Source organism: Sneathiella litorea (genome assembly GCF_009882915.1).
Lineage (GTDB): Bacteria > Pseudomonadota > Alphaproteobacteria > Sneathiellales > Sneathiellaceae > Sneathiella > Sneathiella litorea.
Genome location: NZ_WTUW01000002.1, coordinates 555,418 through 581,822, shown reverse-complemented (window position 1 = coordinate 581,822; position 26,405 = coordinate 555,418). Strand labels below are relative to the sequence as shown.

At 49.6% G+C, this 26,405-nt stretch carries 18 protein-coding genes and 2 pseudogenes; 13 read left to right on the top strand and 7 right to left on the bottom strand.

The genetic code is table 11. The features are described from left to right. The first annotated feature begins 151 nt into the window (after window positions 1-151). The 10 genes and pseudogenes from GQE98_RS09005 to GQE98_RS08960 form a co-directional block, all read left to right on the top strand. Window positions 152-2,407, top strand: coding sequence for a NosR/NirI family protein (locus tag GQE98_RS09005; RefSeq protein WP_161315320.1), 2,256 nt, complete (start codon window positions 152-154; stop codon window positions 2,405-2,407). A gap of 54 nt (window positions 2,408-2,461) precedes the next feature. Beyond that, window positions 2,462-4,360: a TAT-dependent nitrous-oxide reductase gene (gene nosZ, locus GQE98_RS09000; protein WP_161315319.1), complete on the top strand. Its 1,899-nt coding sequence runs from the start codon at window positions 2,462-2,464 to the stop codon at window positions 4,358-4,360. 3 nt (window positions 4,361-4,363) lie between these two features. Beyond that, on the top strand, window positions 4,364-5,641 hold the full coding sequence (locus GQE98_RS08995) for a nitrous oxide reductase family maturation protein NosD (protein WP_202526186.1): 1,278 nt from the start codon (window positions 4,364-4,366) through the stop codon (window positions 5,639-5,641). Beyond that, window positions 5,638-6,582, top strand: a complete 945-nt coding sequence (locus GQE98_RS08990; RefSeq protein ID WP_161315318.1) for an ABC transporter ATP-binding protein — start codon at window positions 5,638-5,640, stop codon at window positions 6,580-6,582. Before GQE98_RS08995 ends, GQE98_RS08990 begins: the two co-directional genes overlap by 4 nt. Continuing rightward, window positions 6,575-7,408 (top strand): ABC transporter permease subunit, encoded by an 834-nt coding sequence (locus GQE98_RS08985; protein ID WP_161315317.1) that lies wholly within the window; start codon window positions 6,575-6,577, stop codon window positions 7,406-7,408. The genes GQE98_RS08990 and GQE98_RS08985 overlap by 8 nt, the downstream gene beginning before the upstream one ends. Then, complete coding sequence (locus GQE98_RS08980) at window positions 7,405-7,962, top strand: nitrous oxide reductase accessory protein NosL (RefSeq protein ID WP_161315316.1); 558 nt, start codon at window positions 7,405-7,407, stop codon at window positions 7,960-7,962. The genes GQE98_RS08985 and GQE98_RS08980 overlap by 4 nt, the downstream gene beginning before the upstream one ends. Then, window positions 7,959-8,945 (top strand): FAD:protein FMN transferase, encoded by a 987-nt coding sequence (locus tag GQE98_RS08975; protein WP_161315315.1) that lies wholly within the window; start codon window positions 7,959-7,961, stop codon window positions 8,943-8,945. Before GQE98_RS08980 ends, GQE98_RS08975 begins: the two co-directional genes overlap by 4 nt. 398 nt (window positions 8,946-9,343) lie before the next feature. Next, window positions 9,344-11,629, top strand: a complete 2,286-nt coding sequence (locus tag GQE98_RS08970) for a nitric-oxide reductase large subunit (RefSeq protein ID WP_161315314.1) — start codon at window positions 9,344-9,346, stop codon at window positions 11,627-11,629. 753 nt (window positions 11,630-12,382) lie between these two features. Beyond that, window positions 12,383-13,633, top strand: coding sequence for an acyl-CoA dehydrogenase family protein (locus tag GQE98_RS08965; RefSeq protein WP_161315313.1), 1,251 nt, complete (start codon window positions 12,383-12,385; stop codon window positions 13,631-13,633). 58 nt (window positions 13,634-13,691) lie between these two features. Next, window positions 13,692-13,835: pseudogene (locus GQE98_RS08960) on the top strand (IS6 family transposase); the annotation flags it as partial. A 34-nt stretch (window positions 13,836-13,869) separates the two neighbouring features. Here the strand turns inward: GQE98_RS08960 and GQE98_RS08955 are convergent. From GQE98_RS08955 to GQE98_RS08930, 6 genes are all read right to left on the bottom strand, one after another. Next, window positions 13,870-14,994: an ABC transporter permease gene (locus GQE98_RS08955; RefSeq protein ID WP_161315312.1), complete on the bottom strand. Its 1,125-nt coding sequence runs from the start codon at window positions 14,992-14,994 to the stop codon at window positions 13,870-13,872. 3 nt (window positions 14,995-14,997) lie between these two features. Continuing rightward, complete coding sequence (gene rbbA, locus GQE98_RS08950; protein ID WP_161315311.1) at window positions 14,998-17,733, bottom strand: ribosome-associated ATPase/putative transporter RbbA; 2,736 nt, start codon at window positions 17,731-17,733, stop codon at window positions 14,998-15,000. Beyond that, on the bottom strand, window positions 17,730-18,707 hold the full coding sequence (locus tag GQE98_RS08945) for an HlyD family secretion protein (protein WP_161315310.1): 978 nt from the start codon (window positions 18,705-18,707) through the stop codon (window positions 17,730-17,732). The genes rbbA and GQE98_RS08945 overlap by 4 nt, the downstream gene beginning before the upstream one ends. Window positions 18,708-18,958: 251 nt before the next feature. Next, window positions 18,959-20,152 (bottom strand): acetate/propionate family kinase, encoded by a 1,194-nt coding sequence (locus tag GQE98_RS08940; protein ID WP_161315309.1) that lies wholly within the window; start codon window positions 20,150-20,152, stop codon window positions 18,959-18,961. Continuing rightward, window positions 20,149-21,099, bottom strand: coding sequence for a bifunctional enoyl-CoA hydratase/phosphate acetyltransferase (locus tag GQE98_RS08935; RefSeq protein WP_161315308.1), 951 nt, complete (start codon window positions 21,097-21,099; stop codon window positions 20,149-20,151). The genes GQE98_RS08940 and GQE98_RS08935 overlap by 4 nt, the downstream gene beginning before the upstream one ends. 8 nt (window positions 21,100-21,107) lie before the next feature. Next, window positions 21,108-23,000, bottom strand: coding sequence for a PHA/PHB synthase family protein (locus tag GQE98_RS08930; RefSeq protein WP_161315307.1), 1,893 nt, complete (start codon window positions 22,998-23,000; stop codon window positions 21,108-21,110). A 211-nt stretch (window positions 23,001-23,211) separates the two neighbouring features. Between GQE98_RS08930 and GQE98_RS08925 the strand changes: the two are divergent. After that, a pseudogene (locus tag GQE98_RS08925) lies at window positions 23,212-23,743 on the top strand (IS6 family transposase). Between the two features lie 28 nt (window positions 23,744-23,771). Here GQE98_RS08925 and GQE98_RS08920 read toward each other — a convergent pair. Then, complete coding sequence (locus tag GQE98_RS08920; RefSeq protein ID WP_161315306.1) at window positions 23,772-24,566, bottom strand: IclR family transcriptional regulator; 795 nt, start codon at window positions 24,564-24,566, stop codon at window positions 23,772-23,774. Between the two features lie 126 nt (window positions 24,567-24,692). Between GQE98_RS08920 and GQE98_RS08915 the strand changes: the two genes are divergently transcribed. Continuing rightward, window positions 24,693-25,919 (top strand): ABC transporter substrate-binding protein, encoded by a 1,227-nt coding sequence (locus tag GQE98_RS08915; protein WP_202526183.1) that lies wholly within the window; start codon window positions 24,693-24,695, stop codon window positions 25,917-25,919. 12 nt (window positions 25,920-25,931) lie between these two features. Continuing rightward, on the top strand, window positions 25,932-26,402 hold the full coding sequence (locus GQE98_RS08910; RefSeq protein ID WP_161315305.1) for a MaoC family dehydratase: 471 nt from the start codon (window positions 25,932-25,934) through the stop codon (window positions 26,400-26,402). Window positions 26,403-26,405 lie beyond the last annotated feature (3 nt).

Sequence of the window (26,405 nt, the reverse complement as noted above, 5' to 3'; positions counted from 1 at the left end):
CATGCCGAAACGTGAAAAAATCTCTCGGAAGCTTGTTTTAGATCAAATACCCGTTACGCCCCCACGGGTATATATGAATTGTATCTAAACTACATCTGTTGGCGGAACAGTTAGCTTTCCGCCGGATAACGCTATTGGGACTGACGACGGCATGAAAAATTTAGTTTCAATACTACCACGTTTTTCAGCGGTGTTTTTATTAGCCGCCGTCGGAATATTGAGTCTGCTTCCTTGCGCAAAACTTACCATAGGTGCCGAGGCTGGAAAGCTATCAAACTATCTTATAGATATTCGGCCTGAAGAATTATTTGATGGCGCGGAACGGTACGGCAATGTCATCAAAAATACGCCAATAGTCCCAGTCCTGCAGGGAAAAAAACTTGCAGGTTACGCATTTCTAAATACAGATTTTGTGAGTGCGGTTGGCTATTCCGGAAAACCTATCGACATCTTGATTGCGATGACGGCCGAGGGACGTATTGCCGCAGGCCGCCTGATGCATCATTCTGAACCAATCATATTGTCCGGCATCCCCGAGAAAAAGATTATCGATTTTATTGCGGGCTACAAAAACACCGATATTTTGGAGCTTGCAAGGGAAAAAGGAGGCGAACCGCCGCCCGTCGACATCGTATCCGGCGCGACCGTCACCATTATGGTAATCGATGACAGTATCAAGAGAGCGGCGGTCCGCGCGGCGGCAGCCCTCGGCCTTGGTAGTTTGGCGGATAACGTGTCTGTTGCGGCCCCAAAAAAATCACTGATCATTGGCGAAGAGGCGACAGTCGACTGGCAGACGCTGGTCGGGAATGGCTCCGTAAGGCGGATGCGGTTGAGCCTGAAGGATGTTAATGACGCCTTTGTCGCTCAAGGTAACGCGAAGGCCATAGAACGCCCGGAAAACGGCGGTGACAATGAGACCTTTATTGACCTTTACGTCGCATCACTCGCCATCCCGACAATCGCCCAGAGTCTCCTCGGTGATCGCGAGTATCAAAACTTGAAGAAAAAGCTGAAACCCGGAGAAAATGCATTTCTGGTCATGGGGACAGGGCGCTATTCTTTCCGCGGATCAGGCTATGTTCGCGGCGGTATCTTCGACCGCATCCAGATCATTCAGGGCGAAGAGGCATTCCGCTTCAAGGACCGTGGGTATAAGAACCTTGGACGCGTTGAAGCTGAAGGTGCGCCCGATTTCAAGGAGGTGGCCTTATTCCGCACTCCCAAGGGCGCCGTTTTCAATCCCGCCGACCCCTGGGAACTTCAACTTCTTGTACAAAGGGCCATTGGTGCACTTGAGAAAGTTTTCGTGGCCTTTGAACTGATTTACCAGCTTCCGGATATCTTTGTTCATACAGAGGCCGCGCCTGTTGTGGCTGTTGCACAGCCCATGACGCAGTCTGCAATAATGGACGCCGAGGATACAGCGGCCGCAAACGCCTTGTGGCAGCGTATCTGGAAACAGAAGATACCCGAAATCATCATTCTTATTTCCGCGATTGTGATTCTAACTATTCTTTTCTTCGTTCAGGATCAGGTGGTCCGCAGCAAGAAAGTTATCGATTGGTTCCGCATCGGCTTCCTGACATTCACATTGTTCGGGATCGGTTTCTACGCCCAAGCGCAGCTGTCCGTCGTTAATGTGTTCGTTTTCGTTAACGCGCTGCTGACAGATTTCCAATGGCAGTTCTTCCTGATGGAACCCTTGATTTTTATCCTTTGGTGCTCCGTTGCGGTGTCCCTGATTTTTTGGGGCCGCGGGGCTTTTTGCGGATGGCTCTGCCCCTTCGGCGCCCTGCAAGAGCTTACCAATAAGATAGCGCGGTTTGTCGGCATCAAGCAGTTTACCGTTCCCTGGTGGTTACATGAACGGCTATGGCCGATCAAATATATCATTTTCTTAGGGCTGCTAGGCCTTTCCATCTACTCTTTGCATCTAGCGGAAACCTTTTCAGAAATTGAACCTTTCCGCACCTCCATTGTGCTCCGGTTCATGCGTGGCTGGCCATATTTGCTGTTCGTTTTTTCACTGCTGTTTGCGGGCCTTTTCATCGAGCGGTTCTTCTGTCGGTATCTCTGCCCGCTCGGCGCGGCACTCGCCATACCCGGCAAGCTGGCCATGTTCAACTGGTTAAAGCGTTATCGTAACTGCGGAGATCCATGTCAGACCTGCGCCAAGGAATGCATGGTCCAAGCCATTGATCCACTCGGAAATATCAATCCAAATGAATGTCTCTACTGCCTGCATTGTCAGGTGAATTACTACGACGAAGATGTCTGCCCAGTCGTTATCCATGCCTTGGCCAAAGCCCGGAAGACGGATCCTGCCGCCAAGACCACTGTTGCCGATCAGGATCCTGCCTATCGCAGGGGAAGACGGCTTAATCAACCCAGGGAGTATGAGTGAATCCGTGGGGCGCTCGCCAACACGAAGGAATTTAACCGGAGAAGGAAGAGAAAAATGACGGATAACACAGATAAAATCGCGAATGTATCACGCCGGTCATTAATGACAGGATCGGCTGTCGCAGCTGGTCTGGGCGTCGTGGGCGGGGCTACTTTCATGCCTCTCTCACCCGCGCAAGCTGCCACCGCCAAGAGCGAAGTCGCTCCGGGAGATCTGGATGAATATTATGGCTTCTGGAGCGGCGGACAGTCCGGCGAGCTTCGTATCATGGGCGTTCCTTCAATGCGGGAATTGATGCGAATTCCAGTTTTCAATCGGTGTAGTGCGACGGGTTGGGGACAAACGGATGAAAGCATCAAGATTCTCACTGAAAACATGCTTCCCAAAGAAAAAGAGTTCTGGAAAGATAAGGGTGGGTTCCCAAGCAACGGGGACACTCATCATCCCCATATGTCCTTCACGAACGGGACCTATGATGGTCGGTATATCTGGGTGAATGACAAGGCTAACACGCGCGTGGCTCGCGTCCGCTGCGACATTATGAAAGTGGACAAGATAATTTCTGTTCCCAATGCAGCGAGTATCCATGGTCTTCGCCCGCAAAGATTTCCAAAAACCAAATATGTCTTTGCAAATGACGAACATCGTGTGCCGTTGCCGAATGATGGAAAAGTACTTGATGATCCGACAAAATATCATGCCGTTTTTTCGGCTATTGACGGGGAGAAAATGGAGGTCGCCTGGCAGGTTATTGTCAACGGCAACCTTGACAACGTTGATGCGGATTACCAGGGAAAATACGCTATTTCCAGTTGCTACAACTCTGAAGAAGGTGTCACTCTAACAGAGATGACCGCGAACGAACAAGATTGGGCCGTGGTCTTCGATATAGAGGCCATTGAAGCGGGTGTTGCCGCTGGCGATTTTAAAACCTACGAAGGCGATGTGCCCGTATTGGACGGTCGTAAAGGATCAAAGTATACCCGCTATATCCCGATTTCCAATAGTCCGCATGGTGTGAATGCTTCGCCGGATGGCAAGTATATGATGATCAACGGCAAGCTGTCACCAACCGTATCTGTCATCGAAATGTCAAAGCTGCCCGACCTCTTTGCGGACAAGATCAAGCCTCGCGATGTCGTAGTCGCGGAGCCTGAATTAGGCCTTGGCCCTCTTCACACTGCATTTGACGGGAAAGGTAACGCCTACACGACATTGTTCCTCGACAGCCAGATTTGCAAATGGAATATCGACAAGGCCATTCGGAAGTTCGCCGGCGAGAAAGTCGACCCGATTATCCAAAAACTCGATGTACAATATCAACCGGGCCATAACCATACGTCCATGGGCGAAACCAATCAGGCAGATGGCAAATGGTTGGTTTCCCTGAATAAATTCTCCAAGGACAGGTTCATCAATGTCGGTCCTCTGAAGCCGGAGAACGATCAGTTGATTGATATCTCGGGCAAAAAGATGAAAATTGTCCATGACGGCCCTACATTTGCGGAACCGCATGACTGTATCATTGTACACCGTTCCATCGTCAATCCAGACCAGACTTACAATCGTGAAGATCCCATGTTCGATGCCATCAAGGCGCAGGCGAAAGCCGATGGGATCGAGGATCTGGACTACGCGGAAGATGTAATCCGAGATGGAAACAAGGTTCGGGTCTATATGCATTCCACCGCACCGGTATTCTCGCTGGAAAAATTCACTGTCAAACAGGGCAATGAAGTCACGGTCATCGTTACTAACATTGATGAGGTCGATGATCTTACCCATGGCTTTACGATCTCCAACTACGGAGTTGCCATAGAAATCGGTCCGCAACAGACGGCATCGGTCACTTTTAAGGCCGATATGCCGGGCGTACACTGGTTTTATTGTCAGTGGTTCTGCCATGCATTGCATATGGAAATGCGCGGACGCATGTTTGTAGAGCCGGCATAAACAATGTGCATCCAAAGAAACTTTCTTTGGCAAATCTGGGTTGCGGTGGCCATGTTTGCCACCGCTTCCCTCCCATTATCTATTACAGAGGCCCGCGAGGTCCACGTTTCAGGTAATCTTCAGCAAGCCATTGACGCTGCAACGCCAGGAGATACGCTTGTCCTGACTGAGGGGACCTATGAAGGTCCTTTGGTTATCACTAAACCCCTCACTATTTTGGGCAATAGCAAGGCAAAGATTATCGGCATATCCTCAGGCTCCGTTATTCATGTCACTGCGCCCGATACACGTCTTGACGGGCTGATCGTAACGGGCTCGGGCCTTTCCCTTGAAACCCAGGATAGCGGTATCTTTCTCGATAAGGAAGCTACTGGCGCCATTGTCGCAAATAACGTTGTCACGGATAACCTGATCGGCATCTATGTATCCGGCGCACAAAACGTCCATGTAACTAGCAACCAGATTTCCGGCCGTCAGGACTTGCGCATGAACGAGAGAGGAAACGGTATTCAGATATGGAACGCCCCGGGCGCGATCATTGAGAAGAATGACATCCGTTATGGTCGCGACGGTATATTCGTCACGACGAGCGAGCAGAATATTTTCAAAGACAACACAATGCGCGATCTGCGGTTCGCTATCCACTATATGTACACGAATAACAGCGAGGTCATCGGCAACCGATCGTATGGGAACCATATCGGCTACGCGATAATGTCGTCGAGCGATCTGGTAGTCGAAGATAACCTCTCGGAGCAGGATCGGGACAGAGGGCTGTTGTTCAACTACGCTGTTCGGGTAGTTGTGAAACGGAATATTGTCCGTGGCGGAACGGAGAAATGCATCTTCATCTATAACTCCCATGACAATTATTTTGAGGAAAACCTGCTGTCGGATTGTGCCATCGGCATCCATTTTACGGCGGGATCCGAGAAAAATACAATGACGCGAAATGCCTTCGTAAACAATCAGAATCAGGTAAAGTACGTTGGTACTAGATGGCTGGAATGGTCCAGAGATGGCGTCGGAAACTACTGGTCCGATCAGGTGGCTATGGATTTAGACCGCAATGGGGTGGCGGACAGTATATACCGCCCCAACGACCTGACTGACCGCATTATCTGGCAGTACCCTTCCGCTCGGCTTCTCCTGAATAGCCCCGCTGTGCAAATCCTGAAATACGCACAAGGCAATTTTCCGGCCCTCCATCCCGGCGGCGTTGTGGACAGCGCACCATTAATGGCTATCCCGAAAAGCCTGACGGATGGGAGCAAGTTATGAAAATGGAAAATTTCCCTGCAATTGACTTACTCCAAGTGAGGAAATCATATCGCGATAAAATTGCCCTTGAGGATATTTCCCTGACTCTTTCCAACCGGCAGTGTCTGGCGCTTGTCGGCCACAACGGCGCGGGCAAGACAACCCTCATAAAGATTATTCTCGGGCTTCTCAGGCCGAGTCATGGGACCATCAAGGTTATACATCAGGATCCTACAAGCCGCAATTTTAATCAACTCCGCTGCAGTATAGGGTTTCTGCCCGAGCAGGTGCTATTCCAGAAGACATTAACGGGTCGGGAGACACTTGCCTTCTACGCGAGGCTAAAGGGACTGCCGACGAATAATCTCGACGAATATTTTGATCGCATCGATTTGCGCGCCGCGGCAGACCGGCGCGTCGGCACCTATTCAAAAGGCATGCGGCAGCGACTCGGAATTGCGCAAGCGCTGCTGGGTCAACCGAAATTACTGGTACTAGATGAACCAACCACCGGCCTCGATCCTGTTGCACGGCAGAATATTTATAGAATTATTGATGAGGAAAAGAAAAACGGCGCCGCCGTCCTTATTTCGTCTCATGTGTTGACGGAAATGGATGACCGGATCGACCGCGTTGCTATTCTTAGTGAAGGCCGGATGGTCGCTCACGGGTCGATCCCGTTTCTGCGGCATCATATCGGCATGCGCTCCTATCTTAAAATCAATGCCGATCCGGGAACCTGTGGGAATATCGCCGCGATGTTCGAGGCTGAATTGCCGGTTGAGCATCCGTCCACGGAAGAAATCGTATTGAGATGCCTGCCGGAACAAAAGCAGGAAATATTGAGAAGAGTGATGGCGATGGAGACGACTATCACGGACATTGAACTGATCGATCCGTCGCTGGAGCATATCTTTAATGCCTACTCAAGCGCTCCTTCTTCGGGTGGGAACCATGTATAATATTCTCGTCCTCGCGGGAAAGGAAATCCGGGACGGATACCGGAATAAATGGATTGCAGTTATGACGCTTGTCATGACCGGTTTTGCGTTGATCCTTGCATTGCTGGGAAGCGCCCCCGTCGGGTCAACTCATATCAGTCCTATGGCAGTGACGGTGGTCAGTCTTTCCTCTCTCGGCATTTTCTTCATTCCGCTCATTGCGCTTTTACTGTCCTATGACAGCATTGTCGGCGAAGAAGAGCGCGGGACACTTATCCTGCTACTAGCCTATCCGATTTCTAAGCCGGCGATAGCGCTTGGCAAGTTCCTCGGGCAAATATCTATTCTGTCCTTTGCCATCATCGTTGGATATGGCTGCGCTACCTTGGCAATTGCTGTAAACGGAGACATCCCCCTTGCGGAGCAAGCGTGGCCCATTCTCTTGAAGCTTATGTTTTCTTCAGTCCTGCTGGGCGGTGTTTTTCTCGCACTAGGATTACTGTTGAGCACGATGACGCGCGATCGCGGAACAGCCGCCGCCGGGGCTATAGGGCTCTGGCTTCTATTCGTTGTATTGTTCGATATGGCTCTGCTGGGATTTCTCTCCTCCAGCGCCGTGGATTTAATCCGCGACGATGCGGTTAAATGGATTATGCTGGCAAGCCCCTCAGATGCCTATCGTATGTTTAATCTATCAACCAACGCGGAAACGGCACTCCTCTCGGGAATGGCTGGACTGAGGGAAGATCAAGGTGTGCCTGCCCCCGTCCTTATAACCATTCTCTGCGCCTGGATCCTTATTCCATTGACCGCTTCATGCGTTCTTTTTCAACGGAGGTCGTCATGACGTTGATCCAAAAATTTTCTCTCGCGGTGATATGCATTGCTCTTCTCGGGGCCTGCGATAGCGACGGGGAAGTCGTTCCGCCGCCACAAGCGCTCACCGATGACGCAATTGGTGTTTTTTGCGGGATGATCCTCGCCGAACATGACGGTCCGAAAGGACAGGTTTTCGAGAAAGGCCGCAATGCCCCGCTCTGGTTCACCGCGGTTCGGGATGCGATTTCCTATACGCGATTGCCGGGAGAGGGGCAAAGTATCGTCGCTATTTATGTCCATGACATGGCCCGCGCAGAAAGTTGGGAAAAGCCGCAGCCAGATGGTATTTGGATCGCAGCCGAGACGGCCTTTTATGTTGTAGGCAGCGAGATGCGAGGTGGCATGGGAATGCCGGAAACCGTCCCTTTCGGGACGATCGAAGCCGCGCAGGCTTTTGCGGTGAAACACGGTGGAAAGGTGATGAAATTCGAGGAAATTCCTAATACCGCCCTGTTGCCCGATGAAGGTGAGAACAGCGACAATATTGCCGATAGACGGCCAGGAGAAGGTTTGCCGAAATGACCCAGAAACGTTCAAAATCGACAGTCACACGCCGCCGTTTTATAATCATGGCTAGCGCCCTGGGGGCTTTGCCGGTAATGCCGGCCGCTGCCTTAGCGATGGACGGTGAGATGCAAGCAGTAAACTGGACTGGCGCTGCACTTGGTGCGGAAGCCTCTATCCAGTTATTCCATCTTGATCCTGAATGGGCGCGCGGACAGCTGGATCGATGCCAGCGGGAAATCTCCCGGTTGGAAAATATCTTCAGCCTATATAAGCCATACTCTGCGATCTGCAGGTTGAATGCGGAGGGTTATCTAAATAACCCCGATATCGAGTTTTTAAACCTCCTGTCACTGGCAAAGTCCTTTTCACAACAAACACATGGATTGTTTGATGTGACGGTACAGCCGCTCTGGAAATTATACGTCGATCATTTCTCAAGAGAAAATGCAGATCCAGCCGGCCCCAAACCTTCTGAAATACAGGCAGTCCTTGAGACCGTGGGATCGTCAAAGATCAATTTAATGACAGGCCGGATAGAGTTCGAAAAGTCAGGAATGGCAATTACGCTAAACGGTGTTGCGCAAGGATATATTACGGATCGCATCGCAGCATTACTCAAGTCGGCAGGTTTTGAAAATGTACTGGTTTCTCTTGGTGAAAATTATGCGTTGGGACGTAGGCCCGATGGAAGCCCGTGGCGCGTCGGCATCCTGTCGCCGGAAGATGGAAAATCAATTTCATCCACAGTAAATTTGACAAACAAAGCGCTCGCGACGTCGGGTGGTTATGGTAGCCCGTTTTCCCCAACTTCCAGCGCTAACCATCTTCTCAATCCTCTAACTGGAGGATATGCTGCTTCTAATTATTCCACATCTGTAATATCGCCGTCCGCAACCCACGCGGATATGGCTTCAACAGTACTTTCACTGATGACAGCAGCGGAAGGTAAAAAACTTGTTTCAAGGCTGCCTCTCATTGAAGAAGTGATATATGGGTGAAATAACGGTAGCGTCACGTTAGTTTTACACTCAAAATTCCCCTTAAACGATACTGTCATATTAACTTTGCCGCGAGAAAATCAACGGTGGAATTACCTGACAGGCGCGCCGCTGGAAGCTGATCGCGGGTGCAATAGGCTTCTGGATAATACAACGATCCAATATGCAGCGTCGCTTTTTGTTAAGCGTTATCTCTGAATACGTGCTATGGTTGCAGTATGGATAATATTTACGCAGGTGCTTTCTATCAATGAGCTTTATCGCCGAATGACAAACTGATATCTCCAGCACAGGACTTCGCGAAAATAGTGTGGTGTTGCCGACCTTTGGAACTATCATAAATTGCCCTGCTTACGGTGAAAAAGACGAAATTTCTTGACGCATAAGGAGATGGGATCATGGAAACCTACAAGCAAACGTTCAGTATTAAACGGTTATGGATAATTCTGACCGTAGGAATGGTTGCCATGTTCAGTATTCTGTTGCTGCTCGGCGCGGAAATTTATCAGAAGGCACCGCCCATACCAGAAGCCGTCAAATCAACCTCCGGCGAAACCCTTTACACCCGTAACGACATTGAAACTGGACAAAATGTCTGGCAATCCATTGGCGGCATGGAACAAGGATCGATCTGGGGACATGGTAGCTATATCGCGCCTGACTGGAGCGCGGACTGGCTCCACCGGGAGGCGGAAACGCTGCTTGCCCTGCGTATGCAAACTCCCATCGCCGGTCTTTCCCAAGAACAAGCTTTGGCGTTGCAAAAAGAGGCGCTGCAAAAGGAGATGCGAACGAACAGCTATGATCCTGCAACGGGCACGATCACGGTTAGCGACTTGCGGGCACAGGCTGTCAAACGGGTCGAGAACCATTATATCAGCCTGTACGAAGGCAGTGATCCTGAGTCACTTGCACTGCGTCGCGCTTATGCTTTCCCCGTTCATGGTTTGCTGCGCAACGCGGAAGCGAAACAGTTGTCTGCCTTTTACTTCTGGACCGCTTGGGGTGCGACCACCAATCGCCCGGGAAAGGAAATAACATATACAAGCAACTGGCCGCATGAGCCGCTGGTAGGCAATAAACCAACCACTGAAATTCTGATGTGGAGCATTGCATCGGTTATTTTACTTCTGGCGGCGGCGGGTGGGCTTATTGCTTATTACGCTAAACAATTTGATGTCTGGCGGCAGGAAATAATGCCCGAAGACGGCATCGCTAAAACCGACATACTCGATAGCGCGGTAATCACCCCGTCGATGCGGGCAACAGCGAAGTATTTCTGGATCGTTTGTGCAATGTTTCTGTGTCAGGTCTTGCTCGGCATTCTGACCGCGCATTATGCGGTCGAAGGTCAGGGATTGTACGGCCTCCCATTTGCAGAGTATTTTCCTTATACCGTTACGCGGACATGGCATACGCAGCTTGCCGTGATGTGGATTGCCACTGCATGGCTCGCTACAGGCCTTTATGTTGCGCCAATGATGGGTGGCCGCGATCCGAAATTCCAGCGGTTCGGGGTTAATTTCCTGTTTATCAGTCTGCTGATCATCGTCGTAGGTTCCTTTGCCGGACAATGGGCCGCGGTCCATCGGTTCATTGATAATTTGACGACCAACTTCTGGTTCGGGCATCAAGGCTATGAATATGTCGATCTCGGTCGTTTCTGGCAGATTTATCTGACCATTGGATTGTTTCTCTGGGTTGCACTGGTGCTAAGGGGATTGTGGCCCGTTTTGCAGCAAAAGGGTGGTAAATCTCTAATCTATCTGGTGCTGGTCTCAGCCATCGCAATAGGTCTTCTATATGCTGCCGGCCTGATGTGGGGCCAGCATACCCATATTGCAATCATGGAATATTGGCGCTGGTGGGTCGTTCATCTCTGGGTCGAAGGCATTTTCGAAGTATTTGCCACCGCGATTATCTCTTTGCTCTTCGTGCGTATGGGTATATTGCGGACTTCAACCGCGACGGTGATGGTGCTATTCGCAACCATCATCTTCCTATTTGGTGGGGTCCTGGGCACATTCCACCACCTCTACTTCAGTGGCACGCCAACTTCGGTGATTGCCGTTGGTGCAATGATCTCAGCGCTTGAAGTGGTTCCGCTACTGGTCGTAGGCTTTGAGGCCTATACCAGATACAAGGTCGAACATGAAGCGGAATGGGAGCGTAACTATCACTGGCCGTTCATGTTCTTTGCCGCCGTACTTTTCTGGAATCTAATTGGTGCAGGGCTGTTCGGCTTCATGATCAATCCACCGATTGCGTTGTATTACATGCAGGGCCTTAACTTGACTGCCAATCATGCACATGCATCACTTTTCGGCGTATACGGAATGCTGGGGTTGGGACTAACACTCTACTGCCTGCGCGGCCTTACCAATACGGCGCTGTGGAATGAGAAGCTGCTGAAAATATCATTCTGGTCGCTCAACTTTGGCCTCGCCATGATGACACTTCTGTCGCTGCTACCACAAGGCGTGATCCAGACATATATCAGCATCGAACACGGCTATTCCTATGCCCGTTCAGCCGACCTTATTCAAAGCCCGATTATGCAGGCGCTGGTCTGGGCAAGAGTGCCGGGAGATATCGTGTTTAGTGTAGGCGTGTTTGTCTTCGTGTGGTTTGTGTTTAGGGCCTTCGTGCAGGGGAAAAAATATCAAAAACTGGCCACGACTTAAAGCTGCTTAAACAGGTGCGGTTGCTATTAGTAAGAAAAGGAAACAATATGGCGCTACAACATGTAAAAGCAGGTGAAGTAGTCAATTTACTTCCATTACGCTCTGAGCTTAAGACAACGAAAACGGCATCAATCACCAAGTCAGAACATTTTGAAGCCGTTAAAGAGGTTGGCCGGTGGGAAAAAAATCGCTGTGAAAACTCACACTGACATTTCGACGAAGAGAGCAGGCGATGCTGAAATTCAGGTACTTGCGAAGTTTTTAGAAATTCGTATTTATTCACGCATCCGTCTTTAATCACTTCAATCATGACCGTCACTTAAATAGCCGACAAACATTCAGGTTTCAACGAAATGCCGCATTGGCTGATTGGCAGCAACTTAGCGCGGCATAATTAACACAATTTCGTGCCATTCTGCGCCATACAGAGACGAGGTCGCATTCGTCTGACAGTTCCATCGTAACGGCTCTTGGTAAGTTATTGTCATTTATGGACGCTTCCTGAAATACCAGTATTGTTTGATTAGATGGCAAGTGGGTTTGCAGTAATCCGGAATGATCACATTAATTTCTTCGCCCTCCTTTTGATTGAAAACAATGTTCGTTTTATCAGGCTATTGCAAATTTCTGATATTAAATGCTGCCGGGTGATGAACAGAAACGGTATTCCCTGTTTTCAACGTTATTGGGGAGTAATGTTGGGCAATATAGATAGGAATTGCCTCTTAAATTATCCGATTCAGGAGAAGTACAATGGAATTTGAATATTCTTCCAAATGTGAAGAGTTGCGTCAATGTGTGGGATATTTTATCGATCAACATATTCTCCCTCGTAATTGTGACTGGCACAAAGAAGTTGGAAACGGCCAGTTTCCTGTATCCTTTATGGAAGACCTTAAAAATCTGGCCAAAGAAGAAGGCCTGTGGAATTTATTCTTGCCAAGTTTGCGTCCTGATGAACCGGGGACTGGTCTCAGTAATCTGGATTATGCTCCTCTAGCAGAAATAATGGGGCGTGTTATGTGGTCTGCGGAAGTGTTCAATTGTAATGCCCCAGATACCGGCAATATGGAGCTGCTGCATATGTTTGCTACTCCGGCGCAGTATGATCAGTGGCTAAAACCGCTTCTTAATGGTGATATTAGGTCTGCGTTTGCCATGACCGAGCCCGATGTAGCCTCTTCCGATGCGACAAATATCCAGACACTGATAAGGCGTGTTGGGCATGAGTATGTCATCAATGGTCGCAAGTGGTTTATTACGAACGCCGCGCACCCAAATTGCAAAATTTTGATTGTCATGGGCAAGACTGATCCAGATGCACATTCTCATAGTCAGCAAAGCATGATCCTGGTTCCCATAGATACACCGGGTATTGATCTGGTGCGAAACATTACTGTGTTGAATCATCATGCATCAGAGGGGCATTGTGAAATTGTGTTCCGAGATGTTCGAGTTCCCGCGAGCAATCTTTTGGGGTCGGAGGGCGATGGCTTTATGATGGCCCAGGCCCGCTTGGGCCCCGGACGCATCCATCACTGCATGCGCTCAATCGGTCAATGCGAGGTCGCACTGGAACTGATGTGCGAACGGTCCCAAGAGCGGAGAGCATTTGGCAAACATTTGAGCGAACACGGCAGTGTTGCCGAAAATATAGCCCTTTCCAGAATTGAAATTGAACAGGCGCGCCTACTCGTTCTAAAAACTGCATATTTGATTGATACGGTTGGCGCTCGTTCTGCGCGGAAAGAAATTTCAATGATCAAAGCCCTAGTACCCGCTATGCAATGCCGGATTGCGGACAGGGCGATGCAAACATTTGGCGCAATGGGCTTGAGTCCGGACACGCCGCTAGCTGACATTTATACTTGGGGTCGTGCTCTCAGATATGCTGATGGCCCGGACGAGGTTCATCTGCGTGGGATTTCTCGAATGGAAATAAATAAGAGCGCTGAAAACATGGGCGAAGCAGCAAGATATTTGACGCTACCAGATCGCCTGTAAGGGTGCTGTCAGAAGAAAACTGCTTGATGGGGGTTTGCTCGTCAATTAGCTTTCGAGCATGATAAAACAGAACCCCTTCCGGTATTTCAAAACCTCATCCGAGATCATCCGCCTGGCGGTGATGATGTATGTCAGGTTTCCCCTTTCGCTTCGCAATGTTGAAGACCTTCTTCATGAACGGGGCATCGATATTTGCCATGAGGTGTTTGTGAATGTCTAAGTCCTAACGACAAACTTCATCTTGCCGAGGCTAATGTCGCTCTAAAACGAGCTAGGCCGAAAGCGAAAAAGGCAACTCCAATTATCGTGGTCGCCAGCAGTTGGGGCCAAACAATCTCAATCCCCGCGCCACGATATAGAACGGCCTGCGCGAACTTGATGAAATGCGTGGAAGGCAAAACCTGCACTGTATTCTGCAGCCCTTGTGGCATGCTTTCCAACGGTGTGATGCCTCCCGATAACAGGTTCATTACGACGAAAACCGGGATAGAAAGTAATCCGAACTGTGGCATCGTCGTCGCTAGCGTCGATAACGTAATACCCATAGCGGTGACGGCAAACAAATACACAGCCGACCCAAGTGTAAAGAGCGCAATTGAACCGACAATGGGTATGCCGAGTAGCCCCTGTACGATAAATTGCAGTGAAAGCACCGCCGCCAGCACAATCACCAACCCATTTGCCCAGATCTTGGCCAGCATGATTTCGCTGGATGTAACTGGCATCACCAGCAGATGCTCGAGGGTTCCGTGCTCTCGCTCGCGGATCACGGCGGCGCCGCTCAGGATAATTGCGAGGATTGTAAGGTTGTTGATGAGTTGCATCACAGCCATGAACCAAGTTGAATCAAGATTTGGATTGTATTTTGCTCGCACCCGTAATTCGACTGGTAAGACCACAGAGCCACTGGATCGACTAACAAATTTCAGCAGTTCGGCGTTTACGATGCTGGAAATATAAGTTGCCCCATTGCCGGCAATCGTCATCGCGGTCGCATCGACGTTCAACTGGATTTCAGGAATTCTTCCGGCCAACACATCCGCCTCAAAATCAGGGGGGATATCCAGCACAAAAGTGTATCGACCAGCGTCCATACCCGGATCGACCGCGCCTAAATCGATCTCCGACGGCGTTTTAAAGTACGGCGGCAGAAACGCTCCGGTGATCTGTCCCGACAGTTCCGATCGATCCTCATCTACAACAGCGATGGACGCATTGCGCAGCTCGGTCTGTACTCCGTGGGCGACGGTGTAGATCGCAAATGTGAAGGTGTAAAAGATCAGGCCCATCAGCACCGGGTCTCGCAGAAGACTGAATATTTCTTTGACGCCCAGCCGGTATATGTTGGTAATCCAGCGCATGGCTCAACTCTCCTGCTTACGCAAGAATAAAGTTGCGGCCGCCCAGAAGAGAATACAAAATCCAGCGAGGATCAGATGATTGGGAAGTAATATCGCGAAATCGAGACCTTTGTTGAAGACTCCCGCGCTAATCTGCTGAAAGTAAAGTGCGGGAAAAGCCTGACCGATGAGCCGTGCGCCGCCTTCCAGAGTGGAGACCGGATACATCATTCCCGAAAAATTGACGGTTGGGATCATGACAATAATTGCTGTCGCAAAAATTGCTGCGATTTGGGAGCGGACAAATGTCGATACGAGGAGGCCGAATGCCGTGGCGGCTGCCGTGAACAATAGCGCCCCGAACACCAATGCTAGAAAGCTTCCCGACATTCCAATACCAAATACTGTGAGCATCAGGACAACAAGGCTAGCGAAGCTAACCATTGCAACGCCGATATAGGGCAGTTGCTTTCCTAGCAGAAACTCGATTTTATGAACTGGGGCTGCATAAAGATTGACGATTGATCCCATTTCCTTTTCACGTACCACGCCGAGTGCGGTCAGCATGGCAGGGATCATGATTAACAGCATCATTAGCACGCCTGGCGGTATCGCATATTGCGAACGGAATGCCTGATTGTAGCGGAAGCGGGGTTCAACAGTCGCAGGGTAGTAGCTTGGTATCTCACCGGATTCCTGCATTGATAAATCACCTAAGTGTGAATACAGCGCACCTTGTAGATATCCGCGCCCCGTTTCTGCACGAGTCGTATTCGACCCGTCAAGCCAAGCACCAATTTCTGGTATTCGGCCCGCCAAGAGGTCTCGACCATAGTTAGGGGGAATGACTATCGCGAGAGAAATATCACCGGCTTTCATGCGGCGATCCAGTTCGGTAAAATCCTTTGTCGGGGGCCGTTCATCAAAATAGCGCGAACTCGAGATTGAATCGAGGAGCATCCGGCTTTCGCGGGACTGGTCTTGATCCAATGTTGAATAGGATAAGTTTTCGACATCAAAAGTAATTCCGTATCCCATTGCCAACATCAGAACGATCGGGCCAAGCAACGCGAAAGCCAGGCGAATTGGATCGCGCAGAATTTCCATGGTCTCGCGCCGCGCGAATGCCCAGATACGGGAAGGGGACACCCATCCTATTCTGGCGGTGCGCTGACCGGTCGTCGTGGGAAGGTCAAGTTCTTCATTGGGTGTATTATCCTCGGCGCCAGCCTCCTTTAAAAAAGCGATAAATGCTTCTTCGAGTGCCGCGGCATCACGCTGCTGGCACAATGTGTCAGGGGTTCCTTGAGCCAGAACTTTACCGGCGTGCATCAGTGAGATACGGTCGCACCGCTCGGCTTCATTCATGAAATGGGTGGAGATGAAGATTGTCACACCGTCTTTACGCGATAATTTGATCAACAAAGCCCAGAAAGCATCTCGGGCTATTGGATCGACGCCAGAGGTTGGCTCGTCAAGGATCAGTAACTCAGGTTTGTGCAAAACCGCCACAGCTAATTGGAGGCGCTGGCGCACGCCCAGTGGAAGGCTTTCAGGCATAGTATCCGCCACTTCGCTTAAATCAAATTGTGTAATCAGGTCGTCGACACGGGCGTCGCGGCTTGCGCGGGGCAGGTGAAATAAATCGGCATGCAGTGTCAGATTACGTCTTACCGATAGTTCCGAATAAAGAGAAAAGGATTGCGACATGTACCCAACACGCCGCCGAATTGCCAAGCTATCGGTGCCGACGGGTTTGCCGAACAGCTTCGCATCGCCTTCGGTCGCCGTCAAAAGTCCGGTCAGGATCTTCATGGTCGTGGTCTTACCGCAGCCGTTTGACCCGAGAAAGCCAAAAATCTCGCCTGGCTCAATGCGGAAGCTTACGTGATCGACGGCAGTAAAGTCGCCAAAACGCATGGTCAAATCGTCAGCCTCGATAGCAAGGGAACCATCCTGAACTTTGCGTGCAGGCAGTGTAATAGTTTGATGATTCTGCCTCTCTTCCTCAGGCAATAGCGCGATAAACGCCATTTCAAGTGTATCGGTGCCAGCCTGTGACATCAGTTCTTGTGGCGTTCCGATAGCAAGGATTCTGCCTGCATTCATGGCAATCAGATGTTCAAATCTCTCGGCCTCCGACATATAGGCCGTTGCGGTAATAACGCTCATGCCGGTGCGCCGCGCACGAATACGGTCGATTAGTTGCCAGAACTGCTGACGTGATAGAGGGTCGACACCGGTTGTCGGTTCATCGAGGATCAGTAAATCGGGGTCGTGGATAAGTGCGCAACAAAGCGAAAGCTTCTGCTTCATTCCCCCGGAAAGCTTGCCTGCCGGTCGGCCCATGAAGGGCTCGAGACCCGTGCTTTTCAGTAGATCGGTGATGCGCGTGGCGCGTTCCTGCGCTGATTGACCATATAGGCGACCAAAAAAATCTATATTCTCAATAACCGATAGAGAGGGATAAAGGTTTCGCCCAAGTCCTTGAGGCATGTAGGCGATGCGCCTGCAAAGTGTATCACGATGTTGCCGGTTACTCATCGAGCCACCGAGCACTTCAAGCTTACCGTTTTGTAGCCGACGCACGCCTGCAACCAATCCGAGAAAGGTGGATTTTCCGACACCGTCGGGTCCAATAAAGCCAACCATTTGACCTGTGGGGATGGTAACAGACACATCCTCAAGCGCTGCAGTTTCCCCGTAGCGATGGGATACACCAGTGAGGGCGGCGACCATGTCGGAAGCCGGTTTCGTCATGGCAGTTTAACTGTCAGAGCTTCCGGCCATTCCGCTTCTGGTGAGACGCGAACAATGGCAACCCCCGGGACGCCTGTTTTCACAACCTCTTGATACTTCATGAGAACTTCCGACGGCACTTGCAATTTGACTCGAAATGTCAACTTCGCGCGTTCGCTCTCAGTCTCTACATATTTGGGAGTAAACTGCGCCTCCGACGCGACAAACTTAACAGAGGCCGGAATCACATATTGTGGTGCGGCATCAAGGATCAGTCGAGCTTCTGCCCCAAAGCGGAGCCGGCCCGCGTCATCAGTGGGCAGGTAGACATCCATATAAACATCTGTAAGATCAAGGAGGGTGATTACTTTTCCGCCCGCCGCAAGAACCTCTCCTGGCTGGGCCAAGCGATATTGCACACGACCGTTTCTAGGGGCGGTTAAAGTATAGTCAGCGAGATTTGCCTTCAGGGCCGCGACTTTTGCCTCCGACGCTTCTATTGCTGCCTGGGCTGAGGCAATTTGTGCATGCGCGGTGTTTAGTGCCGCAATTGCGGTGATCTCTTGTGAACGTCGCTGATCCAATGTCTGTCCGGTTGCATATCCGCGCGATTTAAGGACCTCTGTGCGCTTTAACTCAGCTTGCGCAAGGGTTACTTCGCCCTCACGCTGAGCGACTAGAGCCTTTGCCTGCGCTAATTCCTGTTCGGCCTGGCGAGTTGCCGCTTCGGCGGCACGGATTTCTGCTTCCAATTCGGTGGAATCAATTTGAGCGACCACATCACCGGGCGCAACCATTTGCCCTTCGTCTGCCAAAACTTCAGCAATCCGTCCCCCAAACTTAAGAGCAACGTCGACTCTCTCTGCCTCGATCCGTCCATTAGCGCGGACAAATCCATCGGGTAGGTTGTTTTGCTGCTGTTGCCACCAGTAATAACCCCCGACCGTAACGGCAACGACGAAGCCACCAATCGTCAGGATGGTTCTCAATTTCATTTCATACTAGACCCTTCATGACGCAGGAAATTAACTTCGCCTCGTATGCAAATTTCTGAATACTTTTATACTAAGTTGGCGTTGGATATGCATTGATCGTGGTCAAAGAGATTTCCGCAGAAATAATTCTGACAGATTGAGCAAGATCAAAGTGTTTTATTGTCGATATTTTGATTATTCAATTCAGTAGTTGTGTTTGCCGCTTGGTTCTATAGAGACAATCATTATCCAAGTGATGACATGGGGCTTTACTAGATAGTTTTCTCAGCCACCAATCGATATGTCGCCGCCGCGATCACCTCTTCTTCATTCGTTGGAATCACCAAGACATCGATAGCCGAGTTTGGAGCGCTGATGACTGTGGCGCTTGCAGCATTTGCTTTCTCTTCCAGACGCAGGTTTAACCATGTCAGATGGTGACAAATTTGTTTTCGCACCAATGGCGCTTTCTCGCCAATGCCTGCCGTAAAGATAATTGCATCGAGTCCGCCCAGTGCGGGGAGTAAAGCGCCAAGTTCGGCCGCCGCGCGATAACAGAATAAGTCAATGGCTTCCTGGGCATGGGGGTGCGGACTTTCCAGCAAGGTTTGCATATTATTGCTGATGCCTGAAACACCGAGTAGTCCGGAATTAATATAGAGCAGATCCTGTATATCTGCCGGTTTCATGTTCTGTTCCTGGATCAGATGCAATATAACGCCCGCATCCAACGACCCTGGACGACTACCCATCATCAGGCCGTCAAGCGCTGTAAATCCCATACTTGTGGCGACACTTCGCCGGTTCTTCATGGCGCACATGCTAGCACCATTTCCGAGATGGGCTACAATTACCCGGTCTTTAGATTTGCCTTTCAAATAATCCGGGAGAACACTGGCGATATAATCATAGGAGAGGCCATGAAATCCATATCGAATTATGCCTTCGTCTGTAAAGTGGCGGGGGATTGGAAAAAGCTGAGCAAGGCGTGGTTGCGTCCGATGGAAACTAGTATCGAAACAGGCAGTTTGCGGCACATCCGGCATTAGGCTTGAAACGAGAGCGATAACAGACAGATTATAGGGTTGATGAAGTGGGGCAAGCGATTGTAGTTTTTCCAACTCACCAATGATTTTCTCATTGAGTAAAACAGGCCCGCCAAACTGCTGTCCACCATGCACAACTCGATGCCCGACAGCAACAATGGTATGTTCCTTGGTTTGCTCTTTTATCCAGCATAGCAGACGGCGTGTCAGAGCTGTCTGGTCTTCTTCAATGCTCAGGATTGCCAAAACTCCCGGAGAGATGGCACAGCCGGTTGAGCCGCGCGCTTGAAAGACAGGCGCTCTCTTTATGCCCGCAATTTTCCCGCTAATTATCGGCGTTGATGCACTTTGAGACAAAGGGTATAGGGCGAATTTTATGCTAGATGATCCGGCATTAAGGATCAAAATCAAATCGGTCATACTGTAAGCATCCGCCGATGATGAAAATAAAGCAAAGCAAGAGCGCAGGAGGTCAACCGCGACTGAATGCCGTCAGCGCGACTCGTGAGTACGATAGGAACACGGGCACCAAGAGCAATTCCCGCAGATTCCGCCCCAGCCAGATATGTAAGTTGCTTGGCAACCATGTTGCCTGCTTCAAGGTCGGGGACGACTAGAATATCTGGATCTCCTGCAACTTCGGAACGAATTCCTTTTGCCTCCGCCGCTGATTTGGAAATGGCGTTATCGAAGGCCAATGGCCCATCCAGCATGCCGCCGGTTATCTGATCCCGGTCCGCCATTTTACAAAGCGCGGCGGCATCCAGAGTAGATTTGATTTTAGGATTAACGGTTTCCACTGCCGACAGGATAGCCACTTTTGGCAAATTGATACCAAGGGCATGGGCAAGATCGATAGCGTTCTGGACTATATCCCGTTTGTCATTGAGGTCCGGGTAAATGTTGATCGCTGCATCAGTGATTAACAGTGGTTTGGGATAAAGCGGAACATCCATAGCGAAGATATGGCTAATGCGGCGCTCGGTTCTTAGGCCCAGGTTGTGATCAATAACCGCATCCAGCAGTTCGTCCGTATGGAGTTTGCCTTTCATCAGGGCATCGGCAAAACCGCTGCGAACTAATGCCACGGCCTTCTGTGCCGCGGCATGGCTATGTGGTACATCGATGATTTCAATCCCTTCAATACTTTCGTCGGCCTCAATCGAAGCCGCTCTGATTTTTGCCGCCGGACCGATGAGCAATGGGACAATCAATTTTTTACGTTCTGCTTCCAACGCACCGCTTAAGGAAAGGACATCACAGGGATGAACAACAGCCATGCGGATTGGCGCCAGGTCGGCGGTGGCGTTGATGAGATCCTCATAGAGGGAACAGGGTTCATGACGATGAGGCTCATCAGGTATCATGTGAAGATTCACTCTTGTAATACATAGGTGCCGGGTGCATTGGCGAGCGGCTTGTACGGCAATTCGTTTGATCCCATAGGAGGAGGGGAGGTCAAATCACCAGAATGCTCTGTTAGCCATTCCACAAGGGACGGCCACCAGGAACCAGACTGCACATCAGTCTCGTTCAGCCAGGTATCTGGGTCACGATAACTATCATCGGCTTTTCGTGTTGCCTGACGGTAGTGGCGGTTGTCACGGCCCGGTTCGGACACAATTCCCGCGTTATGTCCGCCACTGGTTAGCAGAAAGGTGACATCCGTATCAGTGAGAAGATTGTACTTATAGACTGACCGCCAGGGCGCGACATGATCCCATTCTGTTCCGACGGCGAAAATCGGCACCCGAATATCGGATACAGTAACTGGTAGACCATCTACGACGTAACGCCCCTCGGCCAGATCGTTATTCAGGAATAAATGTCGGAGATACTCGGAGTGCATTTTATAGGGCATGCGCGTAGCATCGGCATTCCATGCCATAAGATCATTTATTGCCGGTCGTTCGCCCATCAGATAATCATGGATCAGTCGCGACCAAATCAGATCATTTGATCGTAAAAGCTGAAATGCTCCAGCCATTTGCTTGGTATCCAGATACCCCTGTTCCCACATCATATCTTCGAGGAACGTGACCTCGCTTTCATTGATAAAAAGCATCAGTTCCCCTGCTTCCTTGAAGTCAACTTGTGAAGCTAGAAAGGTGAGGGTTGTGTATCGCTCATTTCCCTCTCGCGCCAAGGCCGCGGCGGAAATGGAGAGCAGCGTTCCGCCCAAGCAATACCCGATTGCGTGAACCCGCGGTGCGCCTGTTATCGCTCCAATGGCATCAAGCGCACTCGTGATACCCAAGGTGCGATAGTCGTCCATGCCTAGGTCTCGTTCTTCCGGGCCAGGGTTCTTCCAAGATATAATAAAAACGGTAAAACCCATTTCAGTTAAATATTTTACAAATGAATTCTTAGACGATAGATCAAGAATATAATATTTCATTATCCAGGCAGGAACGATGAATATCGGTTCCGGATGGACTTTGTCCGTCGTTGGAAAATACTGTATTAATTCTATTAACTGGTTACTGTAGATAACCTTTCCCGGGGTCACCGCAAGCGTTTCACCGATTTTATAATCTTCTGTCCCCGAGGGCTTTTTCCCACTAACTGACCGTTCCCAGTCTTCAACAAAATTTTGAGCGCCGCGAACCAGGTTTTGCCCGCTCTCCTTCATGGTTTTCTGCAATAGCTCTGGATTGGTAGCGAGAAAGTTCGATGGAGAAAATATATCCAACATTTGCCGCGCTGCAAATTCTACCACTCTCTCATGCTGTTTGGTTACCCCGCGGATTCCTGTCGTTGCATTATGCCACCATTGCTGGTTCATCAAAAAGGATTGATACATCAGATTGTAAGGCCATTGCTGCCAAGCAGCTCCGGTGAACCGTTTGTCCTGTGGTAATGGATTGATGCAGTGGGCAGTATCTCCGTGACTGATACCGCAATGGGTAGAATATGTCGCGAGCCGTACGGCTTTCGTGGCCGCCTTTTCAATCAACTGGAATTGCTTTCCAGGCGCGCTCGCCAAATGTAGTGCCCAATCGGAATAGGCGCTTGCCAATGAACTCGGAGATAATCCTAGGGTGAAGTGCGCCGTGAGTGCATGGACGGAGCGATCAAGAATTTCCGGAAGAGCCGTCGACATGTAAGAATCCCGCTCGAAAAAGCCTGGTCCGATATTCACGGCAGGTTTTGTCGCAGGGGAAAAGGCTGTGGCGGAAACTGGGGGAGGGGCTTTGTTCAGATTTGTTGGCGTGTCAATCGATCTGACCGGGCTTTTAACTACTTTATCAGTGGCCTTCGATTTCATAACAACTCTCTTCTGATAGATAATATCATCAGGCTAAATATCACCCTTAAGAAGAACAACGATTTTTGCATTGCAACATTGATTTCAGTCAAGGTTAGTCTGAATTCTTTGCAAAATTACGATTGTCAGTATTACGGTGGGTATTGTACTGTATGGTATTGTCAGAAGAAAAAAGTTTGATGGCCATATGGTCGTAGACTAGCTTCCGAACATGAAAAACAAGAACCCGTTCCGCTATTTTAAAACCTCACCTGAAATCATCCGGCTTGCGGTGATGATGTATGTACGATTTCCGCTTTCTTTACGAAATGTCGAAGACCTTCTTCATGAACGCGGCATCGACATTTGCCATGAGACTGTACGCTATTGGTGGAACCGGTTCGGTCCGTTGTTCGCAAGTGAAATCCGTAAGATGAGGATCCATCCGTCTCAAAATTATTCAAACTGGAAATGGCATCTCGATGAAGTCTTTGTCAAAATCATTGACGAAACACATTACCTGTGGCGTACCGTCNCGTGCCGCTATGACTTTGATTGGAAACAAAGATATCCAGGTAACTGGGCGTTGGAAGAACAATCGTTGTGAAAACTCCCACCTGCCATTTCGACGAAGGGTGCAGGCGATGCTACAATTCAGGCGCCTGCGAAGTTTGCAGAAAATCGTCTCAATCTACTCTTCAATCCATAATCACTTCAATCATGAGCGCTACCTAAACAACCGACCAACATTCAAACTTCAATGAAGTTCCGCACTGGCCGAATGGCAGCAACTTAGAAACTATTAAAGCTTCCATTGTTGACACCAATGTCGGTTAAGGCTTTGGCAAGCTGTGGTACTTTTGAATTCAGGACTTCCACAATTTTTATTTCCGAAGTTTTCTTTAAATGATCGATAAAGCCAGCGGCGCCAATACTGTAAATTGTTCCGACTATAGGTAATGGAATAGGGACCGCTACCGCCCCCAAACCATTTTCCATTTCGTTCCAGCAAGTTGCGTATTTTCTCTCGCGAATGATGGAATACTCACGCTTGATTTCCTCACGGTCCGTCTTTGTTTCGGATGCGATCTTTTCAAGGGGGCCGGTAAGAGCTTTACCCACTATCTCTTCTGATTGGAATGCGAGAATTGCTTTAGCTGAGGCAGCGACATTAGGGGCAAGTGTTCTGCCCGGCACTATGTGACCTCTAACATCATCTATCGGATGTGCCATGGCAACAGATACAACCTTATGACCGACAAGGCGCGCTAGATAGCAGGTATCATTCAGCTCGTTCGCGAGGCCGTCCAAAATGGGCTGCACAGCTATCGCAATTTTCACGGAATTCGATCCGGCATGCAAAAGCCGTAACAGCCTTTGCCCCAACTGGTAATTTTTACCTCCACTATCCGACTTTTCAAGCAGTTGTGTTTCGAGAAGATTTTGTATCAGTCTGTGAGTGGTGCCAACTGGATAATCGCAGATTTTCGCAATTGCAGACGTATTCATTTCTGATCCGGAAATCGCAATATTCTCAATAATACTAAAATACCGCTCTAACGGTAACTCTGCACGATCTTTGGCCAAAGGTGGTCTCCTTCATTTTTTAGCTAGGTAACAGATACATTAATAGGTTGACAAGAGGCATACCTAGATACATAGTTTTCGATAATCAAGATAAAATATCGATAATCGAGAAATAGGAGAAAAGGGATGGTTTCTGAGTTTCGTTATAAAAAGCTAGGAATTAAGCGCGCCAAGCTTCTCGCTTCTGCGATAATGTGTGCTTTGCTCGTGTCAACTGCCGGGACGGCGGTTGCCGAAGCGCCAGGAGTTTCCGACGACACCCTAAAAATTGGCGTGTTGGGAAGTCTGACAGGACCTCTGGCTATCTTTGGTACCGGTAACCTAGCAGGGGCTACGCTGGCATTTGAAGAAGTCAATGAAGCTGGTGGTATAAACGGCCGCAAGATTGAATGGGTGTCTCTGGATGATGAGTCATCTCCGCCGAAAGGGATTGCTGCCTATAAGCGGCTTGTAGAGAAAGAGAATGTCTTTGCGGTTTTCGGGCCAGCTTCAAGTGCTATCGGTCAGGCGTTGATACCTACTTTCAAGGCAAAAGGGACCCCGACCTTTGTTTCCGTATTCTCAACTCCAGCTGTAACCGAGCCTCCAATTGAAAATGTTTTCAGGACCGGTCCAATGAATGATCACCAACAAGGCCGCGCAATTGCTGACTATGTGCTGGATGAGTTGGGAGCCAAGAAGGTAGCATTGATCCGTCAATCTGATGAATATGGCAAACGCGGCGGTGAGGCGGTCATTAACCGTTTGAGCGAGAGAAACGGCAGTTTGGTAAGTGATGAGCAGTTTAATCTGTCCGACTCGGACTTTACTGCTCAGCTTTCCAGAATTATCCAGGAAAACCCCGATGTATTAGTTATTTATGGTTATCCAAATCCGTCTGCAATAATCTCCCGGCAGGCTAAACAGCTAGGTTTGGGCGCTACGATTATGGGGTCAAATTCAGCAAGTGGACGCAAGTATCCGGAAATTGTCGGAGAAGCTGCGGCAGGTGCGCAGAATATTGTAACGTTGAAGGTTTTGCCGGAAAGTGAAGATCCTGCAGCTGTAAATTTCCGGAAGATCTTTGAAGCTCGCTTCCCTGACTTAGCTCGCCAAGGTCGCCCGGATCTGGGGGATGTGCTTGCATATGGTGGCGCCCAAGTGTTCGTCGAAGGCTTGCGGAGAGCCGGTAAGGATTTGACTCAGCCTGGCTTCATTGCAGCTTTGGAAACAATTAAAAACTTTGAATCCGACATGATCCTTCCGACGACTTTTGGTCCCGGAGATAGAGAAGGAAATGAAGCCGCAAGGATTATTGAAATCCAGTCGGATCTTTCCCGTATATTGCTACCAGTCACCGTGTCGGCAGACTAAGTTGATTGGCCAATGTCTAATTTCAAAGAAAGTCAACTTTTCGCCAATAATCTTGTGGTTGGGCAATCCTTTGAAGGATGCCCAACCGAAATTGGAGACGATAAGTTTAAAGGCTTCGCTCACTTAACGGGGGATAACCATCCTATTCATTATAATGATGAATATGCGGCTACCTCTCGTTATGGGAGACGCCTCGCGCATGGATTGTTGATCGTATCGATGTCAGCGCTAGGAGCTACTCCCATGTCCCAAAGGCTAGAGGATTCAATGGTTGCTTTTCTGGAGCAGAGCTCAAAATTTCTAAAACCCGTGTTTGTTGGAGATACTCTTAAAAGCATTTTTGAGGTGGCCGAGGTGACTGAGAAAAGTGATGGGGAAACCGCGTTTGTCCGTTTAAATATCCGACAGATCAATCAGCATGATGAAGTCGTCGCTAAGGGTCATCATTGCTACTTACTTAAAAATTCTACGTCAGAAAAATAATAG

Coding starts and splice junctions, on each gene's coding strand:
- GQE98_RS08975 (WP_161315315.1), top strand. CDS start 7,959: ATGACCCAGAAACGTTCAAAATCGACAGTCACACGCCGCCGTTTTATA.
- GQE98_RS08945 (WP_161315310.1), bottom strand. CDS start 18,707: ATGAAATTGAGAACCATCCTGACGATTGGTGGCTTCGTCGTTGCCGTT.
- GQE98_RS08965 (WP_161315313.1), top strand. CDS start 12,383: ATGGAATTTGAATATTCTTCCAAATGTGAAGAGTTGCGTCAATGTGTG.
- GQE98_RS08915 (WP_202526183.1), top strand. CDS start 24,693: ATGGTTTCTGAGTTTCGTTATAAAAAGCTAGGAATTAAGCGCGCCAAG.
- GQE98_RS09005 (WP_161315320.1), top strand. CDS start 152: ATGAAAAATTTAGTTTCAATACTACCACGTTTTTCAGCGGTGTTTTTA.
- GQE98_RS08985 (WP_161315317.1), top strand. CDS start 6,575: ATGTATAATATTCTCGTCCTCGCGGGAAAGGAAATCCGGGACGGATAC.
- GQE98_RS08930 (WP_161315307.1), bottom strand. CDS start 23,000: ATGAAATCGAAGGCCACTGATAAAGTAGTTAAAAGCCCGGTCAGATCG.
- GQE98_RS08980 (WP_161315316.1), top strand. CDS start 7,405: ATGACGTTGATCCAAAAATTTTCTCTCGCGGTGATATGCATTGCTCTT.
- GQE98_RS08990 (WP_161315318.1), top strand. CDS start 5,638: ATGAAAATGGAAAATTTCCCTGCAATTGACTTACTCCAAGTGAGGAAA.
- GQE98_RS08935 (WP_161315308.1), bottom strand. CDS start 21,099: ATGATACCTGATGAGCCTCATCGTCATGAACCCTGTTCCCTCTATGAG.
- GQE98_RS08970 (WP_161315314.1), top strand. CDS start 9,344: ATGGAAACCTACAAGCAAACGTTCAGTATTAAACGGTTATGGATAATT.
- GQE98_RS08910 (WP_161315305.1), top strand. CDS start 25,932: ATGTCTAATTTCAAAGAAAGTCAACTTTTCGCCAATAATCTTGTGGTT.
- GQE98_RS08940 (WP_161315309.1), bottom strand. CDS start 20,152: ATGACCGATTTGATTTTGATCCTTAATGCCGGATCATCTAGCATAAAA.
- nosZ (WP_161315319.1), top strand. CDS start 2,462: ATGACGGATAACACAGATAAAATCGCGAATGTATCACGCCGGTCATTA.
- rbbA (WP_161315311.1), bottom strand. CDS start 17,733: ATGACGAAACCGGCTTCCGACATGGTCGCCGCCCTCACTGGTGTATCC.
- GQE98_RS08955 (WP_161315312.1), bottom strand. CDS start 14,994: ATGCGCTGGATTACCAACATATACCGGCTGGGCGTCAAAGAAATATTC.
- GQE98_RS08995 (WP_202526186.1), top strand. CDS start 4,364: ATGTGCATCCAAAGAAACTTTCTTTGGCAAATCTGGGTTGCGGTGGCC.